Source organism: Nonomuraea sp. B1E8 (assembly GCF_039871515.1).
GTDB lineage: Bacteria > Actinomycetota > Actinomycetes > Streptosporangiales > Streptosporangiaceae > Nonomuraea.
Genome location: NZ_JBDPLS010000024.1, coordinates 46,575 through 62,974 on the forward strand (window position 1 = coordinate 46,575; position 16,400 = coordinate 62,974).

The window sequence follows — 16,400 nt, forward strand, 5'->3', positions numbered from 1 at the left end:
GGAGCTTGTGGCGCGGATCAGGGTAGAGGCGCGGGCCCGCGTGAGCCGGGCCGGGCGCGCCGATAGGCGGTGCGTCCGGTCGGCGGGGAACGGGCGGGTGTGCGGGAATCGCTTGAAAACGCAGTCGAATGCGTGTTCCACTGGGGGTGTGGCTTGGGACGCGCTTTCGCTGGTTGAGGCCGCCGACGATCGCACGCTGATCGAGCGGCGCGCGGTGGTGCGCGGCGGCTTCTACGAGCTGCAGGCCCGCACGATGATCGAGCGGGTGCCGCAGGCCGCGGGCATCGCCCAGAGGTGGGCGCTGTCCCCTTACCGTGGTTGTGCTCATGCCTGTCTCGGGTGCGGCGCCCGTGGCGGGCACCGGCGGCTGGGGCTGGACGCGGGCGGCGATTTCGACACGCGCATCGTGGTCAAGCCCAACGCGGTGGCGCGGTTGCGGGCGGAGCTGGCGCGCTGGGACGGCCAGGAGCTGGCCGTCGGGGTCAGCGGCGACTGCTACCAGGCGGCCGAGGAGACCTACCGGCTGATGCCCGGCGTGATCGCGGCGCTGGCCGGGGCGGGGGTGCCGTTCACCGTCTACACCAAGAGCGCGCTGGTGCTGCGCGACGCCCGGCTGCTGGCGCGGGCGGGGGCGCGGGTGGCGGTGTCGATCGCGTTCGTCGACGAGCGGATCCGGCGGGCGGTCGAGCCCGGCGCGCCCGGGGCGCAGGCGCGGCTGGAGCTGGTGTCGGCGCTGGTGGAGGCGGGCGTGGACTGCCGGGTGCTGATGGCTCCGGTGCTGCCGCTGCTCAGCGACGCCGCCGACCAGCTGACGGCCACGGTGCGGCGCATCGCGGGGGCGGGCGCGCGGGCCGTGGAGCCGGTGGTGCTGCGGCTGCCGCCCGGCACCCGGGCGTGGTACGCGCAGTGGCTGGCGCGGGCGCATCCGCACCTGGTGGAGCGCTATGAGGAGCTCTACGATCGTGCGGGCCTGCCCTCCCCCGGCTACGAGCAGCGCATCACGGGGCAGATCGCCGGGCTGTGCCAGGTGTACGGGATGGCGTGCGGGGCGCCGCCGCCGCGGCCGCTCGAGCCTCGGGCGGCGCAGCTGGCCCTCGTGTGAGCCCAGGGGCCAAGACCTCGGGGAGCGGCCAGGGGTCGCTGACCGGTGCCACCATGGCGGCCGAGATTCCCGCCGTGGCCGCCGCGATCGCCGACGGCGCCGACACGGTGGAGCCCGGCCCCGTCCCGCTGCACGACGTCGAGCGCGCGTGGTCGCTCCCGGCCGACAGCAGCAGGCGCATCGTCTTCAACCGGCTCTGACCTGGACGATCCGCCGCCACTGTGCCCTGCTCCGCCCTGCCGCCCCGGCCGGCCGGGGCGGCAGGGCGGGGCGGCAGGGCGGGACCGGCCGATCTGCACGTGTGATCCCAACAGCGGGCGGGCCGAGGCAGCGAGCGGCATCGGCGGGTTCAGGCGACGCGGCGCTGCAGGAGCATGCCCGGCCACTCCCCCACGGTGAAGGGCTCCGTACGGGTGAAGCCGCAACTTTCGTAGTAGGCGACCAGGCGGCCGTCGTCGCCGGCGTAGCAGTCGACGCGCAGCAGGTTCACGGCGAGCTCGCGGGCCCGCTCGTAGGCGTGGTCGAGCAGGGCCCGGCCGACGCCCTGCCCGGCGAAGGCCTGGTCGATGACCAGGCACTGGACGTACAGCTCGCTCTCGGCGGCGGGGGTGACGTAGTCGTGGGGGGCGCCGACGACCAGGCAGCCGGCGGGACGGCCGGCGACCTCGGCGATGTGCATGCCGCCGCCCTCGGCCCAGCCGGCGATCTGCCGGGTGCGTTTGTCGTCGCCGGTGAACGGGCGGCTGCCCCACTGGCCGGTGCGGCCCTGCGAGACCAGCCAGGCCACGGCGCTGTCGAACATGGCCAGCACGGCGGGGACGTCACCGCTGTCGCCTTTGCGGATGTGCATGGGGGTCAGGTCTTCTCCTTCAGGGCGCTGCCCTTCTTCCACTTGGAGAACGACAGCTGCCAGTAGCCCCAGCCGTTGTTCCATTCGAGATCGCGGTCGGTGCCCTTGACCTCGACGACGTCTCCGCGCTGGACGTTGTCGAAGTACCATTTGGCCTGGTCGGGGCGGGCGTTGATGCAGCCGTGGCTGACGTTCTGCCTGCCCTGGGCCCAGACGTTGTTCTTGGCGTGGACGTACTCGCCGGAGTTGGAGATCCGCACCGCGTGGTCGATCATGACGTCGTAGTACTCGGGGTCGCCCTTCTTGCGGCCCGGGGAGATCATGCGGACGGGGTGCGCGCGTTCCATGGTCAGGTGCACGCCGGAGGTGGTGGTGTACTCGCGGGTGGTGGCCTTGCCGGCGCTGATGCGCATGGTCTTGACGCGCTTGCCGTCCTTGTAGACGTACATCATGTGCTTGGCGACGTCGACCTTGCTGATCTGCTTGGCGCCGATCTCGAGGTTCGCGGTGTAGTCCTTGACGCCGTAGAGGCCCTTGCCGCCCTTGACGCCGGTGATGTCGGCGTGGAACTTCACCTTCTGGTGGGCCGGCCAGTATGTGGCGGTGCGGTAGATGACCTTGTTGTCGGCGACCCAGCGCCAGGCGCCGTCGACGGGCTTTTCCGCCTCCACCTCAAGGGCGCGCTCGATGGCGGCCTTGCTGGTGACGGGCTGGTTGAACGTCACGATGATGGGCGCGCCGACGCCGAGGGTCTCGCCCTTGGCGTTGGGGGTGACGTCGACGACCTGCAGCGCGCGCTCGGGCTTGGCGGTGGTGAAGCCGCTGGTGGAGGAGGTGGCGCCGGCTTTGGCGGTGACCGTGTAGTCGGTGGACGGCTTGAGCGGCGTCTTGGAGATCCACCTGGTCCTGTCGGCGTTGAAACGGCCCTCGACCGGCTCGTCGTCACCCTCGACGGTCACGTCCTCCAGAGCGCCGCCGGAGGCCATGACGATGATCCTTTTCTCCGGGCTGACCTTGGCGCTGCCCTCAGCGGGAGTGATCTTGATGGTGGGCGCCTGCGGGGTGGCCGAGGTGGTGGCCTCGGGCGCGTCGGGTGTTCCTGAGGGGGCGCCACCGGAGCATGAGGCCGTCAGCGCCGCCGCAGTGAGCAGCGCGAACGCGGTGGCGGGCTTCCTCCAGGCAGGCGCAGCGTTCAAGACAGTCCTTTCCCATAAGGGCACCAAAGGCACCCCAAAAACCATAATGCTCCTGCATGTAAGACGACGAATGATTTAGGAGAGTTCGGTCACATTTCAATCACTTCTGCGGGGTGATCTGCCGCAGGTCAGCGCGTTGCGAGGCGGTGGGTGAGGCCGGTGTGCCGGCGTCCCGCTCCCTTGGTGCGCACGGCCTGCGCCAGAGCCCGGCGCGAGCCGACGATCACGACGAGCTTCTTGGCGCGCGTGATGGCGGTGTAGAGCAGATTGCGCTGCAACATCATCCAGGCGCTGGTGGCCAGCGGGATGACGACCGCGGGATATTCGCTGCCCTGCGAGCGGTGGATGGAGACCGCGTAGGCGTGGGCCAGCTCGTCCAGCTCGTCGAAGGCGTAGTCGACCGCCTCGTCCTCATCGGTCAGGACGGTCAGCTTGTGCTCGTCGGGACGGATGTCGGTGACGATGCCGACCGTGCCGTTGAACACCCCGGCCGCGCCCTTGTCGTAGTTGTTGCGCAGCTGGGTGACCTTGTCGCCGACGCGGAAGACACGGCCGCCGTAGCGACGCTCCGGCATGCCCTCCCGGGCCGGCGTCAGCGCCTCCTGCAAGGCGGTGTTGAGCGCGCCCGCCCCGGCCGCGCCGCGGTGCATCGGCGCCAGCACCTGCACGTCGCGGCGCGGATCGAGCCGGAAACGGCGCGGGATGCGGCGGGCGACCACGTCGACCGTCAGCGCCGCGATCTCCTCCGGCTCCTCGCACGGGAACAGGAAGAAGTCCCCCATGCCCTCCAGGACCGGATGGCGGCCGGTGTTGACCCGGTGGGCGTTGACCACGACGCCGGACTCCTGAGCCTGGCGGAAGATCTGCGTCAGCCGTACGCGCGGCACGTCCTCGGCGGCCAGCAGGTCCTTGAGCACCTCTCCGGCGCCGACCGAGGGCAGCTGGTCGACGTCGCCGACGAACAGCAGGTGCGCGCCCGGGGCGACCGCCTTGACGAGCTTGTTGGCCAGCAGCAGATCCAGCATCGACGCCTCGTCGACCACGACGAGATCGGCGTCCAGCGGGTTGTCGCGGTCGAAGGTGGCCTCACCGCCCGGCCGCAGCTGCAGCAGCCGGTGCACCGTGGTGGCCTCGTGGCCGGTCAGCTCCGCCAGGCGCTTGGCCGCCCGGCCCGTCGGCGCGGCCAGGATCACCCGGGCCCGCTTGGCCCTGGCCAGCAGCACGATCGAGCGCACGGTGAAGCTCTTGCCGCAGCCCGGCCCGCCGGTCAGCACCGCGACCTTCTCCGTCAGCGCCAGGCGCACCGCCTGGCGCTGCTCGGCCGCCAGCTCGGCGCCCGTCTGGCCGCGCAGCCACTGCTCGGCCCGCTCCCAGTCGACGTCGGCGAACGCCTTGAGCCGGTCGTGGCCGTTGCCCAGCAGCCCCCGCAGGCCGGAGGCCAGCGACAATTCGGCCCGCTGGAAGGGCGGCAGGTAGACGGCCGGCACCACGTTGTCGCCTGCGGGAATCGGCTCGCGCACCACGCCCTCGGCCGCCACCAGCTCCTCCAGGCAGGCGGACACCAGGTCCGCGGGCACCTCCAGGATCTTGACCGCGTCGCCCACCAGATTGGGGGCCGGCAGGTAGCAGTGGCCGTCGTCGGCGGCCTGCGACAGCGTGTAGCGCAGCCCGGCCATCACCCGCTCGGGGCTGTCGTGCGGGATGCCGACCGCCTGGGCGATGGTGTCGGCCGTCTTGAACCCGATCCCCCACACGTCGTCGGCCAGTTTGTACGGCTGGGTCCTGACGACGGAGATGGACGACTCGCCGTACTGCTTGAAGATGCGCACCGCGATCGAGGTGGACACGCCGACACCCTGCAGGAAGATCATCACCTCTTTGATGATCTTCTGTTCCTCCCAGGCGGCGGCGATCATCTTCGTCCGTTTGGGGCCCAGCCCCGGCACCTCGGCCAGGCGCCGCGGCTCCCGCTCGATGACCTCCAGCGTGTCGACGCCGAAATGGTCGACGATCCGCTCGGCCATCTTCGGGCCGATGCCCTTGATCAGCCCCGAGCCGAGATAGCGGCGGATGCCCTGCACGGTGGCCGGCAGCACCGTGGTGTAGGACCACACCTCGAACTGGCGGCCGTAGCGGGGATGGGAGGTCCAGCGGCCCCGCAGCCGCAGCGACTCGCCCACCTGCGCGCCCAGCAGCGGGCCGACGACGGTCAGCAGATCGGAGCCGGAACGCTCGGTCGCCACCCGGGCGATCGTGTAGCCGCTGGTCTCATCGGCATAGGTGATGCGTTCGAGCACCGCACACAATTCGGTGACGTTATTTTCTGAACCCGAGTCCGGCCTTCCCACACCGACGAGATTAGGGCAGATCAACATCCCCGCGGCACCTGTCCCGAGCCGCTGAGCCCCCGAACTATGTCGAGCTGGGCGAACGCGCGGCGCTGCTTCCGCTCGCAGGCGCGGGCCTCGCGCAGCGCGCGGGCGCGCATCGCCGTGAGGGTGACGCGGGTGAGACGGCGGTGGGTGTCGACCTCGGTCGCAGTGCGCAGTGGCGCACCGTCACCCGCTGCGGCCTGTGGCTCCGCTCCGTTTCTGGGGCTCATGACACGGACCGAGCGGTGGGGCCGACGGGCTACGCCTATGTCAGATGGCGTCTGTCCGCCCATCCCAATCAGAAGTGGGGGCGGCGGTTATGACGGGGTTATGACGGCCCCATGGTCGCCTTGTCAAGACGAGGGAGCCCCAGGCGCAACACATCTGAGGACGTAGGGAAAGGCACATATGAGATCGCTACTAAGGCTGGCGGCCACGGCTGTGCTTGTTGCCGCGGGCACTGCCAGCATGGCCACGCCTGCCGGGGCCGCCTATGAGCCCTGGATCCGCGGGGAGTGGGGGACGTACGTTGCGACCACGCCCAACTTCAACGACACGCGGCACTGCACATGGGATCTGACGAATCGTGCCGCCCGAGCCTGCGCCACGAAGTCTGCCGTCTACGTCGGCGACGGTGCGCCGGACAGTCGGTCCGCGGTGGGCGAGATGGTCGTACACGTCCACGGCTCCACCCATAGGGTTGTGTGCCGCAACGGCGCCGGCTACGGAAAATGGGTCAAGTGCTCGATCGACACGACCAGCGCGTCTTACATCCAGGTCGGGACAGGAACGTACGGCTACGACGGCTACCACGGCTTCAGGGCTCCAAGAGGGGTTTACGCGTGGCCTGACTAGGATGGAGAGATCGACGTCAACCCGCCGCCCGTGGCGAGGTGCCGAGATCAACCGGCGATCTATGAGAGCTGGACCCCCGACCCGATCCAGGCCAACGACCCGAAGGTCGACGTGGCGGCGGGTGACGTCCAGACATTCTGGGTGACCGTGCACACCACCCAGGACACCAGGCCCGGAGTCCACCAGGTCGACCTCGTCCTCCGTGCCGACGGCCAGGAGCCGCAGCGGGTGAAGCTGCGGGGTCTGGGACGTCAAGATCGATCAGGCGCCCAGGCTACGCACCGCGATCGGGCACGACCCGAACTACGATCCCGGCCGACCGCGCACACTGCTCGGCCCGATGGATCACCGGGCCGACAGGGAAGATCGGCCGCCCGCGGGGAACCCGCCACCGGGGACGAACACGGGCACGGCACGAAGGAGGCTCCGTCCCGCTGCCGGGACGGAGCCCTGGTGACGTCCGTGCCGAGGCGCCTCACCCCTCGCGCGCGGGGCGGGGCCGCTCGGTCACCCTGTCACGGAGGAGATCACCCTCCGCCGCCGCCACCGCCGCCGCCGGGGGCGGGAGTGGTCGGGGTGGGCGTGGGCTTCGGCCGGGTGCAACTGGTGAAGCCCTCGTTGTAGCCGTCCCGGAAGCCGCGCCGGTAGGCGCCGCTGCCGGACATCTGCAGGTCGTGGTCCCGGCCGGCGCGGCAGTCCGCGCGGCCGTCGACGAAGCCGTCCCTGCGGCCCGCGTTGTAGCGCCGCCTCTTGGCCCTGCGCCGCGGCGGCTGGGCGAGTTCTTCAGTGGCGCTGTGCATGGTGGTGGAGGTCGTCGCGGTGAGGTTCTGGGCGATGGACACGGCAGAGGCGTCCGAGGCAACGGCCGGTTCGACGGCCAGTGCGGCGATGAGCGCTGGACTGAGCAGCAGCACGCCTGCTTTGGAGCGCTTCATGCTTCCCCCTTTTTCTGCGGTCGCCGGGCCCGGTGTGACGGGCGATGCCGTCGCCGTGGCCCGGCGTCTTCCGACAGCCTGGCGAATGCCTTGTCACCGGCCCGTCATGCGGGCGTGACCGGGCCGTGACGGCGCCCGCAGGAGAGCAGTGCGCTCCGTGAGCAGACCCGCGACCCGCTCGCGCAAGCGGGGCGTCGGCGTGATGCCGAGTTCGTCGCGCAGATTTCGCTCGAACGCCTGGAAGTGGCGGAGCGCATCTGCCTGGTTACCTTCGGCCAGATGTGCGTCCATCAAGGCGGCGCAAGCGCTTTCCCGCAGGGGTTCGGCGTGGACGGCCACGCCCGCGGCCGCCACCGCCTCGGCGAAGCGCCCCGCCTGCAGGAACCACCCCGACAACGCCTCCAGCGCGTGCAGGCGCAACTGGTGCCATTCGTCCGAGGCGGCCAGCACCCACTCGTCGTACCAGCCGGGCAGCAGGCCGTCCGACAGCACCTCGATCGAGCCGGCGGACACGTCGCCGTCCTGCGGAGGCTCCAGCGGGTCCAGCAGGCGCCGCGCCAGCGCCCTGGCCTCATCGAGGTCCACTCCGACCTCCGGGCACAGCCCGAGGCCGCTCGAGTCGACGCGCAGCAGCCGCCGGCCGTCCCCGTCCAGGCGGGCCAGGGCGGAACGCAGGCTGGCCTGCGCCCGCCGCTCCGGCGCCCCCGGCCACAGGGCCGCCGCCATCACCGATCGGGTCACCGTGTTCCTGCTGAGCGCCAGGTACGCCAGCAGGCGCTCCGATCCGCTGGACAGCACGATCTGCTCCTCACCGGCCGTCAGCCGGAAACCACCGAGGAGCATGAGAAAGACGGCACGCGGGCCGCTGTCCGCCATCTCCGGTCCCCTTCACTGTGCGGGATCAGACTCATCCGTGGGGGACCAGACCATCGGTCTGCTGCACACCCTACCTGCGGCGATAGCACCGAACCGGTAGAAAATCGTCGGTGCCGTCACGAAATTTCGGCAACGCCGGCGCCCTCCGCCGCCCGGAGGCCCCGGCGCGCTCCCGCGTGGCGGGTTCGGACGGACGGTCAGGGGGAAAGGGCCCGACCCGGCCCCCGCACGGCGGCTAATCTTGTCGCCCATGACGCAGGTGGGACACAGGACGGCACGTGCGCTGCTGCGCAGGCTCGCCGTCGAACAGGCCGAATGCAGGGTGCCGTCGCTGACGGCCGCGATCGTGCGCGACGGCGCGACGGCGTGGTTCGGCGGGCGAGGCCGCGTCGACGGCGCCGCACCGACCGCCGCCACCCAGTACCGGCTCGGATCGATCACCAAGAGCATGGTCGCCGTCGTCGTCATGCGGCTGCGCGACGAAGGCGCCCTACGGCTGACCGACCCGCTGGAGGAACACCTGCCCGGCGCGCCACTGGGGCACCTGACGATCGCCCAGCTGCTGTCGCACACCGCCGGCCTGACCGCGGAGCCGCCCACCGACTGGTGGGAGCGCACCCCCGGGGTGCCCGCCGCGGAGCTGCTGGCCCGTCTCGGGCCCGGCGAGCTCAAACACCGGCCGGGCCGGCGTTTCCACTACTCCAACGTCGGCTTCGCGCTGCTCGGCGAGCTCGTCGCCCGCCTGCGCGGCACCACGTGGCTCAAGGCCGTACGCGCCGAGGTGCTCGATCCGCTCGGCATGCACGACACCACCGCCCGGCCCCGCGCCCCCCACGCCACCGGCTACGCCGTGCACCCGTGGGCCGACGTGGTGCTGGCCGAGCCCGAACACGACGCCGACGCCATGGGCCCCGCGGGACAACTGTGGTCCACCCCGCACGACCTGGCCCGCTGGGCGGCCTTCCTCGGCGGCGACACCGCGGGCGTGCTGTGCCCCGGCACCCTCGCCGAGATGCGCGAGCCGGCCGGCGTCGACGACGGCGACACCTGGACCGGCGGGTTCGGGCTCGGCCTGCAGCTGGCCAGGCCCGGCGGCCGCCGCCTGGCCGGCCACACCGGGTCGATGCCCGGCTTCCTGGCCACCGTGTGGGCCGACCCCGCGGCCGGCGTGGGGGTGCTGTTCATGGCCAACACCACCTCCGGGCTCAGCGGCAGGCTGGCGACCGACCTGCTGGACATCCTGGAGGAGTACGAACCACGGCTGCCCGACGAATGGCAGCCGGCCGCCGCCGACCCGCACCTGCTGGAGCTGACCGGGCTGTGGCACTGGGGGCCGAAACCGTACGCGCTGCGGCTGCTGCCCGAGCGCGGGCTGTCGCTCGAACCGGTCGGCGGCGGCGGGCGGGCCTCCCGGTTCGTGCCGCAGGACGACGGCACGTGGCTGGGCCTGGACGGCTACTACGCCGGGGAGACGCTGCGGGTGGCGCCCGACCACCTCGACCTCAACACCTTCATCTTCACCCGCGATCCCTACGACCCCCGCGCGCCGGTGCCGGGCGGCGTGACCGGCTGGCACGCCTGACCACAGCCGGGTGACCGCCGGGTGACCGCCTCCCCTGGCGGCCACCCGGCACCGCGGCGGCGGGTCAACCATGTTCGGCCCGGTCCTGGGCAGGTGGAGCGGAACCATCCCCCCGGTTCCCGGGGAGATCGCCGCGCTGATGCGGGAGGTCTCCCCGGCAGGAAGAGCGCGTCGAGTAGCGAGGACCGGCAACGATGCAGTCGAACGAAGACCTGGTGGCAGGCTCCGGCAGCCTGCGAGAGGCCGAGCAGGCGTTCCAAGCGGTACGCGGACGCCTGTTCGGGATCGCGTACCGCCTGCTGGGCAGCGTCAGCGAGGCCGACGACCTGCTCCAGGAGGTGTGGATCCGATGGCAGACCAGCGACCGGCGCAACGTGCGCAACGCCGAGGCGTTCCTCGCCACCACGACCACCCGGCTGGCGATCAACATGCTGCGATCGGCGCGGGCACGCCGCGAGACCTACGTCGGCCCGTGGCTACCCGAGCCCGTCGACACCACCGCCGACCCGGCGCTGGGCGCCGAACGCGCCGAGGCCCTGGAAGTCGCGGTGCTGATGCTCCTGGAGCGGCTCACGCCCACCGAACGCGCGTCGTACGTGCTGCGCGAGGCCTTCGACCACTCCTACGAGCGGATCGCCGAGATCATCGGGCACACCCCGGCGAACGTGCGCCAGCTGGTCAGCCGCGCGCGCAAACACCTGGCCGCGGGGCGACGCGCCAGCGTCGCCGCCTCCGAGCAGCGGCGGCTGCTGACCGCGTTCGTGGCGGCCGCCCGGTCGGGGGAGATCGCCGGGCTCGAGGCACTCCTCGCCGAGGACGTCGTCTCCTACTCCGACGGCGGCGCCGTGCGCGCGTCGACGTTCCCGGTCGTCGGCCGCCGGCGCGTGGCCAGGTACGTGCACGCGTTCGCCGGCACGTTCTGGCACGGCGTGACGGTCGAGCCCGTCGAGGCCGACGGGCACGCCTCGGCCCGGCTGTCCCACGAGGGGCGGGTGGTCGCCGTCGTCACCGTGAGCGTCACCTCCGACGGCATCGACCGGGTGTTGTGGATGACGAACCCGTCGAAGCTCGCCGCGATGGCCGCATGAGCCGCGCCGCCCGGCCCCGCGGGATTCAGGGCCGGGCCAGGTGGGCCAGCTCGCGCCACTCCCGCAAGGGCGGCGTGGCCGGGTCGGCGGTGAGCACCTGCAGGCAGACGTGGTCGGCGCCCGCGTCGAGGTGTTCCCGTACCCGTTTCCCGATCACCTCGGCGTCGCCGTAGGCGACGATCGCGTCCACCAGGCGCCGGCTCGGGCCCGTCAGGTCCGCGTCGCCGAAGCCGAGCCGGCGCAGGTTGGCGATCTGGTGGGGCGCTGCCGCACTGTAGAAGCCGACATGCTCGGTGGCCAGCGCGCGTGCCCTGGCCACGTCGGTGTCGAGCACCACGGCCTGCTCGACCGCCAGGAACGCCTCGGGTCCCATGATTTGCCGGGCCATGCGCGTGTGCTCGACGGGCACGAAGTACGGATGGGCGCCCATCGTGCGTTCGGCGGCCAGCGCCAGCATCTTCGGGCCGAGGGCGGCCAGGACGCGCCGCGGGGGCGCGGCGGGTGGGGGCGACTCCAGCGGCACCGCGTCCATCGCGCCGAGGTAGGCGCCCATCGTCCGCACCGCCCTGCCGCGGCTGGGAACAACGTACCCCTCCATGACGATGGGCTCGTCACTCACCCGGTGGCCGCCCAGGCCGAGCACGTAACGGTCGGGGAAGGCCTCGTTGACGGCCCGCTCGGCCGCGGCCATGGAGATCGGGTCGCGAAAGGCGATGTTGGCGATGCCGGCGGCGACGACGAGCCGCGTGGTGGCCGACAGGGTGATCCAGGCCTGGCTCACCGTGTCGCGCCCGAAGGCCTCGCCGAACCACAGGGCACCGTAGCCGAGCTCTTCGATCTCCGCCGCCGTCTCGCGGACTTTCGCCGTCGGCTGCCTGTCGAGAGCGAACGTCCAGACACCGACTTCTCCCAGATTGCGCATGGAGCACTCCAGAACGAACAATAACCGGAGAGGTTCTCCGGATGGTTGTGGCTAGAATACGGAGAGGTTCTCCGGATGAGCAACAGGGGGGTGCGATGCGGGCCGACGCGCGCCGCAACCGCGAGCATCTCGTGGCGACCGCCAGGGCCGTGTTCGCCGAGTCGGGGCCCGACGCGTCCCTCAACGAGGTCGCCCGCAGGGCAGGAGTGGGGCCCGGCACGCTCTACCGCCACTTCCCGACCCGGCAGGCGCTGCTGCAGGCCGTTTTCAGGGACCGGGTCGAGAGGCTGTGCGACCAGGCCGTGGACCTGGCCGCGCACCCCTGCCCCGGGCGGGCGCTGGTGCGTTGGCTGCAGGCCGTGCTCGTGCACGCGCAGACCGACGGCGGACTGTCCGCCGCGATGGTGTCGGAGCCAGAGCTCGGCATCGACTGCCACGCCATGATGCGCTCGGCCGCGGCCGACCTGCTGGCGCGGGCACAACGAGCCGGGCAGGCCGCGGCCGGCGTCGAGGTCGACGACCTGTTCCAGCTCGTCACCGGCATCTCGACGGCCGCGCCGGCCGGCCGCGCGGCGCGGCTGCTTGGGCTCGCTCTCGGCGGGCTGATCCCCTCGGCCGCCGCCTATAGTGAGTCAGATGGCTGACTCGAAGGGCTCGCGGGCCAGGACGGCGACCGCCAAACGGCAGCGGCTGACGGCCGCCGCCGCCCAGGTCGTGCACCAGCAGGGCGTCGAGCGCACCACCATCGCCGACATCGCCCGGGCCGCCGACGTTCCCGTGGGCAACGTCTACTACTACTTCAAGACCAAAGACGACCTCGTCGCGGCCGCACTCACCGAGCACGCCCACGGGCTGCAGACCCTCACCACCCGCCTCGACCGGCTCCCCGACCCCAGGCAGCGACTCAAAGGCCTCGTCGAGGCCTGGGTCGGCGAGCGCGAACTCGCCGCCCGCTACGGCTGCCCCACCGGCACCCTCGCCGCCGAGCTGGGCAAACGCGAGGAGGACGGCCTCCACGAGGAGGCCGGCAAGGTCATCCGGCTGCTGCTCGACTGGGCCGGACGCCAGTTCCGCCAGCTCGCACTGCCCGACCCCGACGGGCTCGCCCTGACGCTGGTCAGCGCCTACCAGGGCATGTCTCTGCTGGCCAACGCGCTGCGCGAGCCCGGCGTCATGACCCGCGAAGGCCGGCGGCTGACCGACTGGCTCGACTCCCTCCCCGACCCGCGCGACTGACCCGCGCGGGTCGGGGAGGGAGCCGCCGCCGCGCGCCGCGGCGTCGTGCCGGACGGCCCGGCGCGGGTAGGGTCCGAGCAGGAGGAGACCACGTGGTCACGCGCCGAGGGAGCCGGATGAAACCCGTGTACACGGCCGTCGCCGTCCACGTGCCCGCGCCGCCGGAACGCGTGTTCGCGCTGATCACCGACTGGCACAGGCACCAGGAGTGGATGTTCATGACCACCGCCCGCCAGGTGGGCGAGCACGCCGTCGAGGCCTACACCGGCGTGCGGCCGTTCGGCTTCCTCGACACGATGACGATCACCCGCTGGGAGCCTCCCACGCTGGTGATCATGAACCACACCGGGCGCGTGGTGCGCGGCCGCGGCGCGATCCGGGTGCGGCCGCACGACGGCGGCAGCCGGGTCGTCTGGGCCGAGGAGCTGCGCCTGCCGTTCGGGCCGCTCGGACGGGCCCTGTGGCCGCTGGCCCGCCCGCTCGTCCGCGCCCTCGCCCGCCACTCCCTGCGCAAGCTGGGCGTGCTGCTGCGCCGCTGATCCCGCCGACGGTCCGCGAAGATCGGCTCGATCGCCGCCGTACGGGCGCGCAGGGCCGGCACATCGGGGTGCGCAACTCGTGACCGTTCGCTACCCGGGGTGCCTCTTGCTGATCCGCTGGAGGCGCCGAACGCCGAGACCGAACTGGCGACGCCCCTGCCCCGGCTCACTGCCGGTTCTCGACAGGGACGGCTGGATCGGCCGGGATCGGCGGCGCGGGGTGCGGGGCCTGCGAGGTGAAACGGCGCAGCCGGTTGGCGTTGCCGACGACCGACAGCGAGGAGGCGGCCATCGCGGCGGCCGCGAGGACGGGCGAGAGCCGCAGTCCCAGGAACGGGTACAGGACGCCGGCCGCGATGGGAATGCCGACCGCGTTGTAGACGAAGGCCAGGAACAGGTTCTGCCGGATGTTGCGCATGGTGGCCCGCGACAGCCGTACCGCGGTCACCACCCCGGACAGCGCGCCGGAGATGAGCGTGATGTCGGAGGCCTCGATGGCCACATCGGTCCCGGTGCCGATGGCGAGCCCGATGTCGGCCTGCGCCAGCGCCGGAGCGTCGTTGACGCCGTCGCCGACCATGCCCACCTTCTTGCCCTGCTCCTGGAGGCGGGCGATCTCGGCGGCCTTACGGTCGGGCAGCACCTCGGCGAGCACGGCGGTGATGCCGACCTGGCGGGCGATGGCCTCGGCGGTGCGCCGGTTGTCGCCGGTGACCATCACGACGTTCAAGCCGAGATGCTGAAGCGCGGCGACGGCGGCCGCCGAGTCGTCCTTGACGGTGTCGGCCACGCCCAGCACGCCGGCGGGCCGGCCGTCCACGGCGACCAGGATCGGCGTGCGACCGGTGCGGGCCAGCCGCTCGGCGGCGGAGGCGAGCACGCTGGCGTCGATGCCCTGTCCGGCCAGCAGGCGGGAGCCGCCGACCAGCACGCGACGGCCGTCCACGGTGGCGTGGACGCCCTGTCCGGTGACCGATTCGAAATCGGCGGGGTCACCGATCCGCAGGCCGCGTTCGGTGGCCCCGTCCACGATCGCCCGTGCGAGGGGGTGTTCCGAGACGCGCTCGGCAGCCGCGGCCAGGCGCAGCACCTCCTGCGCCGTCCAGGCGCCGTCCAGGTCGGCGTGCAGGTGGGCGTGCAGGTCGGCGTGCGGTTCGACGTCGGTGAGGGCGGGCTGCCCGCGGGTGATGGTGCCGGTCTTGTCCAGCACGATCGTGTCCAGCGTGCAGGCGCTCTCAAGTGCTGCGGCGTCCCGGATGAGGATGCCGGCCTCGGCGCCCTTGCCGGTACCGACCATGATCGACAGCGGGGTGGCCAGGCCGAGCGCGCACGGGCAGGCGATGATCAGCACGGCTACCGCCGCCACCAGCGCCAACGTCAGCGCAGGCTGAGGACCGGCCACGAACCATACGGCGAACGTCACCACGGCGATGGCGATGACCGCCGGGACGAAGTAACCCGACACCAGATCCGCCAGGCGCTGGATCGGCGCGCGAGAGGCCTGGGCGGCCTGCACCAGCCGGACGATCTGCGCCAGCATCGTGGCGGCGCCGACCTTCTCGGCGCGGAAGGAGAAGGCGCCGGTCTGATTCACGGTGGCGCCCACCACCTCATCCCCGGGCCCCTTGTCGACCGGGATGGACTCGCCGGTGACCATCGACTCGTCCAGCGTCGAACGGCCGGTCAGGATCACCCCGTCGACCGGGACCTTCTCGCCTGGCCGCACGACGACCACGTCCCCGGGCAGCACCTGGTCGACGCCGATCTCAGCCTCGCTGCCGTCGCGGCGGACCCGGGCGGTGCGGGCCTGCAGCCCGATCAGCTTACGGATCGCTTCGCCGGTGCCCGCCTTGGCCCGCGTCTCCAGCAGCCGACCGAGCAGGATCAGGGTAAGGATGACGCCGACCGCCTCGAAGTAGACCTCCCGCGCCTGTTCGGGCAGCACGTCCGGGGCGAGGGTGACCAGCAGGCTGTAGCCGTAGGCGGCGCTCGTGCCGAGCGTGATCAGACTGTTCATCTCCGCCGAGCGGTGACGCAGGGCCAGCCAACCCACCGTATGGATCGGCCAGCCGGTGTAGAACATCACCGGCGTGATCAGGGCGAGCTGCGTCCATCGGTTCAGCAGCAGCTCCGGCAGCCAGGTCGCGCCGAAGAACTCGTGCGCCATGACGGCGAAGGCCACCGGAAGGGTGAGCACCGCGCCGACCAGCACGCGCCTGGACAGGTCGCGGATCTCGGCACGCCGTTCGGCCGCCTCGCTGTCCTGCGGCCTGTGCCCTGGCGGGGAAACCGCCGAGGCAGGCGGTGGGCCCGGCTCGGGCGCCCGGGACGGCTGGGGTGGCGTGGCCGAGCGGCGGTTGTCGTCCGGTTCGACGATCAACCGGCCGTGCACCATGTTCTCGCCGCAGGCGAAGCGGTACTCCCCGGCCTGCCGGGGATCCAGCTCCACAACGCTCCTGGCGAAGGCGGGCAGCGACCGGCTGACGCCGAAGTCAGGGAAGATCACCCGGGAGGTGCATTCGCCGCTCTCGCGCCGGTCGAAGACCAGCCGCAGGGGGATACCCTGCCGCACCCGGACCACCTCCGGACGGTAGCCGCCACGCACCACGATCTCGGCTTCTTGCGCCCCCTCACGCAGGTCCGCCAGACGGCTGGTACGCGGCCCGAAGAAGTACCAGGCCAGGAAGACCAGCAGCGCGCCGGACAGCAGTACGACGCCCCAGTCGATCGCGGTCATGGCTCCTCCTTGAGGCGACCGTCGCGGCGAGGAGGCCACCAAGCCATGCCCGGGACGCCTCGGCCCCCCGCAAAGGGTCCACTACCCCCGACCAGCACAATCACCAGCAC

15 protein-coding genes are annotated in these 16,400 nt (G+C 72.0%); 7 read left to right on the plus strand and 8 right to left on the minus strand.

The annotated features are described in order from the left end of the window. Positions 1 to 148: 148 nt before the first annotated feature. Positions 149 to 1,102, plus strand: a complete 954-nt coding sequence (locus ABGA98_RS43845; RefSeq protein ID WP_347624411.1) for a radical SAM protein — start codon at positions 149 to 151, stop codon at positions 1,100 to 1,102. Further along, on the plus strand, positions 1,099 to 1,302 hold the full coding sequence (locus ABGA98_RS43850; protein ID WP_347624412.1) for a hypothetical protein: 204 nt from the start codon (positions 1,099 to 1,101) through the stop codon (positions 1,300 to 1,302). Before ABGA98_RS43845 ends, ABGA98_RS43850 begins: the two co-directional genes overlap by 4 nt. A gap of 149 nt (positions 1,303 to 1,451) precedes the next feature. Here the strand turns inward: ABGA98_RS43850 and ABGA98_RS43855 are convergent, their stop codons facing one another. The 6 genes from ABGA98_RS43855 to ABGA98_RS43880 form a co-directional block, all read right to left on the minus strand. After that, positions 1,452 to 1,952 carry an N-acetyltransferase gene (locus ABGA98_RS43855; protein ID WP_347624413.1) on the minus strand — a complete coding sequence of 167 codons (501 nt, stop codon included), beginning with the start codon at positions 1,950 to 1,952 and terminating at the stop codon, positions 1,452 to 1,454. A 5-nt stretch (positions 1,953 to 1,957) separates the two neighbouring features. Further along, positions 1,958 to 3,148: an Ig-like domain-containing protein gene (locus ABGA98_RS43860; RefSeq protein ID WP_347624414.1), complete on the minus strand. Its 1,191-nt coding sequence runs from the start codon at positions 3,146 to 3,148 to the stop codon at positions 1,958 to 1,960. A gap of 128 nt (positions 3,149 to 3,276) precedes the next feature. Beyond that, entirely contained in the window at positions 3,277 to 5,445 is a 2,169-nt protein-coding gene (locus ABGA98_RS43865) for an ATP-dependent RecD-like DNA helicase (RefSeq protein ID WP_347624415.1), read from the minus strand. 71 nt (positions 5,446 to 5,516) lie between these two features. After that, the gene (locus ABGA98_RS43870; protein ID WP_347624416.1) at positions 5,517 to 5,750 is read right to left on the minus strand and encodes a hypothetical protein; all 234 of its coding nucleotides are present in this window, start codon (positions 5,748 to 5,750) and stop codon (positions 5,517 to 5,519) included. Between the two features lie 1,152 nt (positions 5,751 to 6,902). Then, on the minus strand, positions 6,903 to 7,310 hold the full coding sequence (locus ABGA98_RS43875; RefSeq protein ID WP_347624417.1) for a hypothetical protein: 408 nt from the start codon (positions 7,308 to 7,310) through the stop codon (positions 6,903 to 6,905). A 93-nt stretch (positions 7,311 to 7,403) separates the two neighbouring features. Then, positions 7,404 to 8,186, minus strand: coding sequence for a BTAD domain-containing putative transcriptional regulator (locus tag ABGA98_RS43880; protein ID WP_347624418.1), 783 nt, complete (start codon positions 8,184 to 8,186; stop codon positions 7,404 to 7,406). 250 nt (positions 8,187 to 8,436) lie between these two features. Here ABGA98_RS43880 and ABGA98_RS43885 point away from each other — a divergent pair, with 250 nt between their 5' ends. Together ABGA98_RS43885 and ABGA98_RS43890 are read left to right on the plus strand one after the other, a co-directional pair. Further along, positions 8,437 to 9,768 (plus strand): serine hydrolase domain-containing protein, encoded by a 1,332-nt coding sequence (locus tag ABGA98_RS43885; protein ID WP_347624419.1) that lies wholly within the window; start codon positions 8,437 to 8,439, stop codon positions 9,766 to 9,768. Between the two features lie 194 nt (positions 9,769 to 9,962). After that, positions 9,963 to 10,856, plus strand: a complete 894-nt coding sequence (locus ABGA98_RS43890; RefSeq protein ID WP_347624420.1) for an RNA polymerase sigma-70 factor — start codon at positions 9,963 to 9,965, stop codon at positions 10,854 to 10,856. A 25-nt stretch (positions 10,857 to 10,881) separates the two neighbouring features. Here ABGA98_RS43890 and ABGA98_RS43895 read toward each other — a convergent pair whose 3' ends face one another. Beyond that, positions 10,882 to 11,778: a TIGR03620 family F420-dependent LLM class oxidoreductase gene (locus ABGA98_RS43895; protein ID WP_347624421.1), complete on the minus strand. Its 897-nt coding sequence runs from the start codon at positions 11,776 to 11,778 to the stop codon at positions 10,882 to 10,884. A gap of 95 nt (positions 11,779 to 11,873) precedes the next feature. Here ABGA98_RS43895 and ABGA98_RS43900 point away from each other — a divergent pair, with 95 nt between their 5' ends. From ABGA98_RS43900 to ABGA98_RS43910, 3 genes are all read left to right on the plus strand, one after another. After that, on the plus strand, positions 11,874 to 12,422 hold the full coding sequence (locus ABGA98_RS43900) for a helix-turn-helix domain-containing protein (RefSeq protein ID WP_347624422.1): 549 nt from the start codon (positions 11,874 to 11,876) through the stop codon (positions 12,420 to 12,422). Further along, complete coding sequence (locus ABGA98_RS43905; protein WP_347624423.1) at positions 12,415 to 13,014, plus strand: TetR/AcrR family transcriptional regulator; 600 nt, start codon at positions 12,415 to 12,417, stop codon at positions 13,012 to 13,014. Before ABGA98_RS43900 ends, ABGA98_RS43905 begins: the two co-directional genes overlap by 8 nt. 116 nt (positions 13,015 to 13,130) lie before the next feature. Next, a complete protein-coding gene (locus ABGA98_RS43910; RefSeq protein WP_347624424.1) occupies positions 13,131 to 13,553 on the plus strand; it encodes an SRPBCC family protein in 423 nt (140 codons plus the stop codon). Between the two features lie 166 nt (positions 13,554 to 13,719). Here the strand turns inward: ABGA98_RS43910 and ABGA98_RS43915 are convergent, their stop codons facing one another. Beyond that, positions 13,720 to 16,290, minus strand: a complete 2,571-nt coding sequence (locus ABGA98_RS43915) for a heavy metal translocating P-type ATPase (protein WP_347624425.1) — start codon at positions 16,288 to 16,290, stop codon at positions 13,720 to 13,722. Positions 16,291 to 16,400 lie beyond the last annotated feature (110 nt).

Coding starts and splice junctions, on each gene's coding strand:
- ABGA98_RS43910 (WP_347624424.1), top strand. CDS start 13,131: ATGAAACCCGTGTACACGGCCGTCGCCGTCCACGTGCCCGCGCCGCCG.
- ABGA98_RS43890 (WP_347624420.1), top strand. CDS start 9,963: ATGCAGTCGAACGAAGACCTGGTGGCAGGCTCCGGCAGCCTGCGAGAG.
- ABGA98_RS43915 (WP_347624425.1), bottom strand. CDS start 16,290: ATGACCGCGATCGACTGGGGCGTCGTACTGCTGTCCGGCGCGCTGCTG.
- ABGA98_RS43905 (WP_347624423.1), top strand. CDS start 12,415: ATGGCTGACTCGAAGGGCTCGCGGGCCAGGACGGCGACCGCCAAACGG.
- ABGA98_RS43885 (WP_347624419.1), top strand. CDS start 8,437: ATGACGCAGGTGGGACACAGGACGGCACGTGCGCTGCTGCGCAGGCTC.
- ABGA98_RS43880 (WP_347624418.1), bottom strand. CDS start 8,186: ATGGCGGACAGCGGCCCGCGTGCCGTCTTTCTCATGCTCCTCGGTGGT.
- ABGA98_RS43875 (WP_347624417.1), bottom strand. CDS start 7,310: ATGAAGCGCTCCAAAGCAGGCGTGCTGCTGCTCAGTCCAGCGCTCATC.
- ABGA98_RS43895 (WP_347624421.1), bottom strand. CDS start 11,778: ATGCGCAATCTGGGAGAAGTCGGTGTCTGGACGTTCGCTCTCGACAGG.
- ABGA98_RS43900 (WP_347624422.1), top strand. CDS start 11,874: ATGCGGGCCGACGCGCGCCGCAACCGCGAGCATCTCGTGGCGACCGCC.
- ABGA98_RS43855 (WP_347624413.1), bottom strand. CDS start 1,952: ATGCACATCCGCAAAGGCGACAGCGGTGACGTCCCCGCCGTGCTGGCC.
- ABGA98_RS43870 (WP_347624416.1), bottom strand. CDS start 5,750: ATGAGCCCCAGAAACGGAGCGGAGCCACAGGCCGCAGCGGGTGACGGT.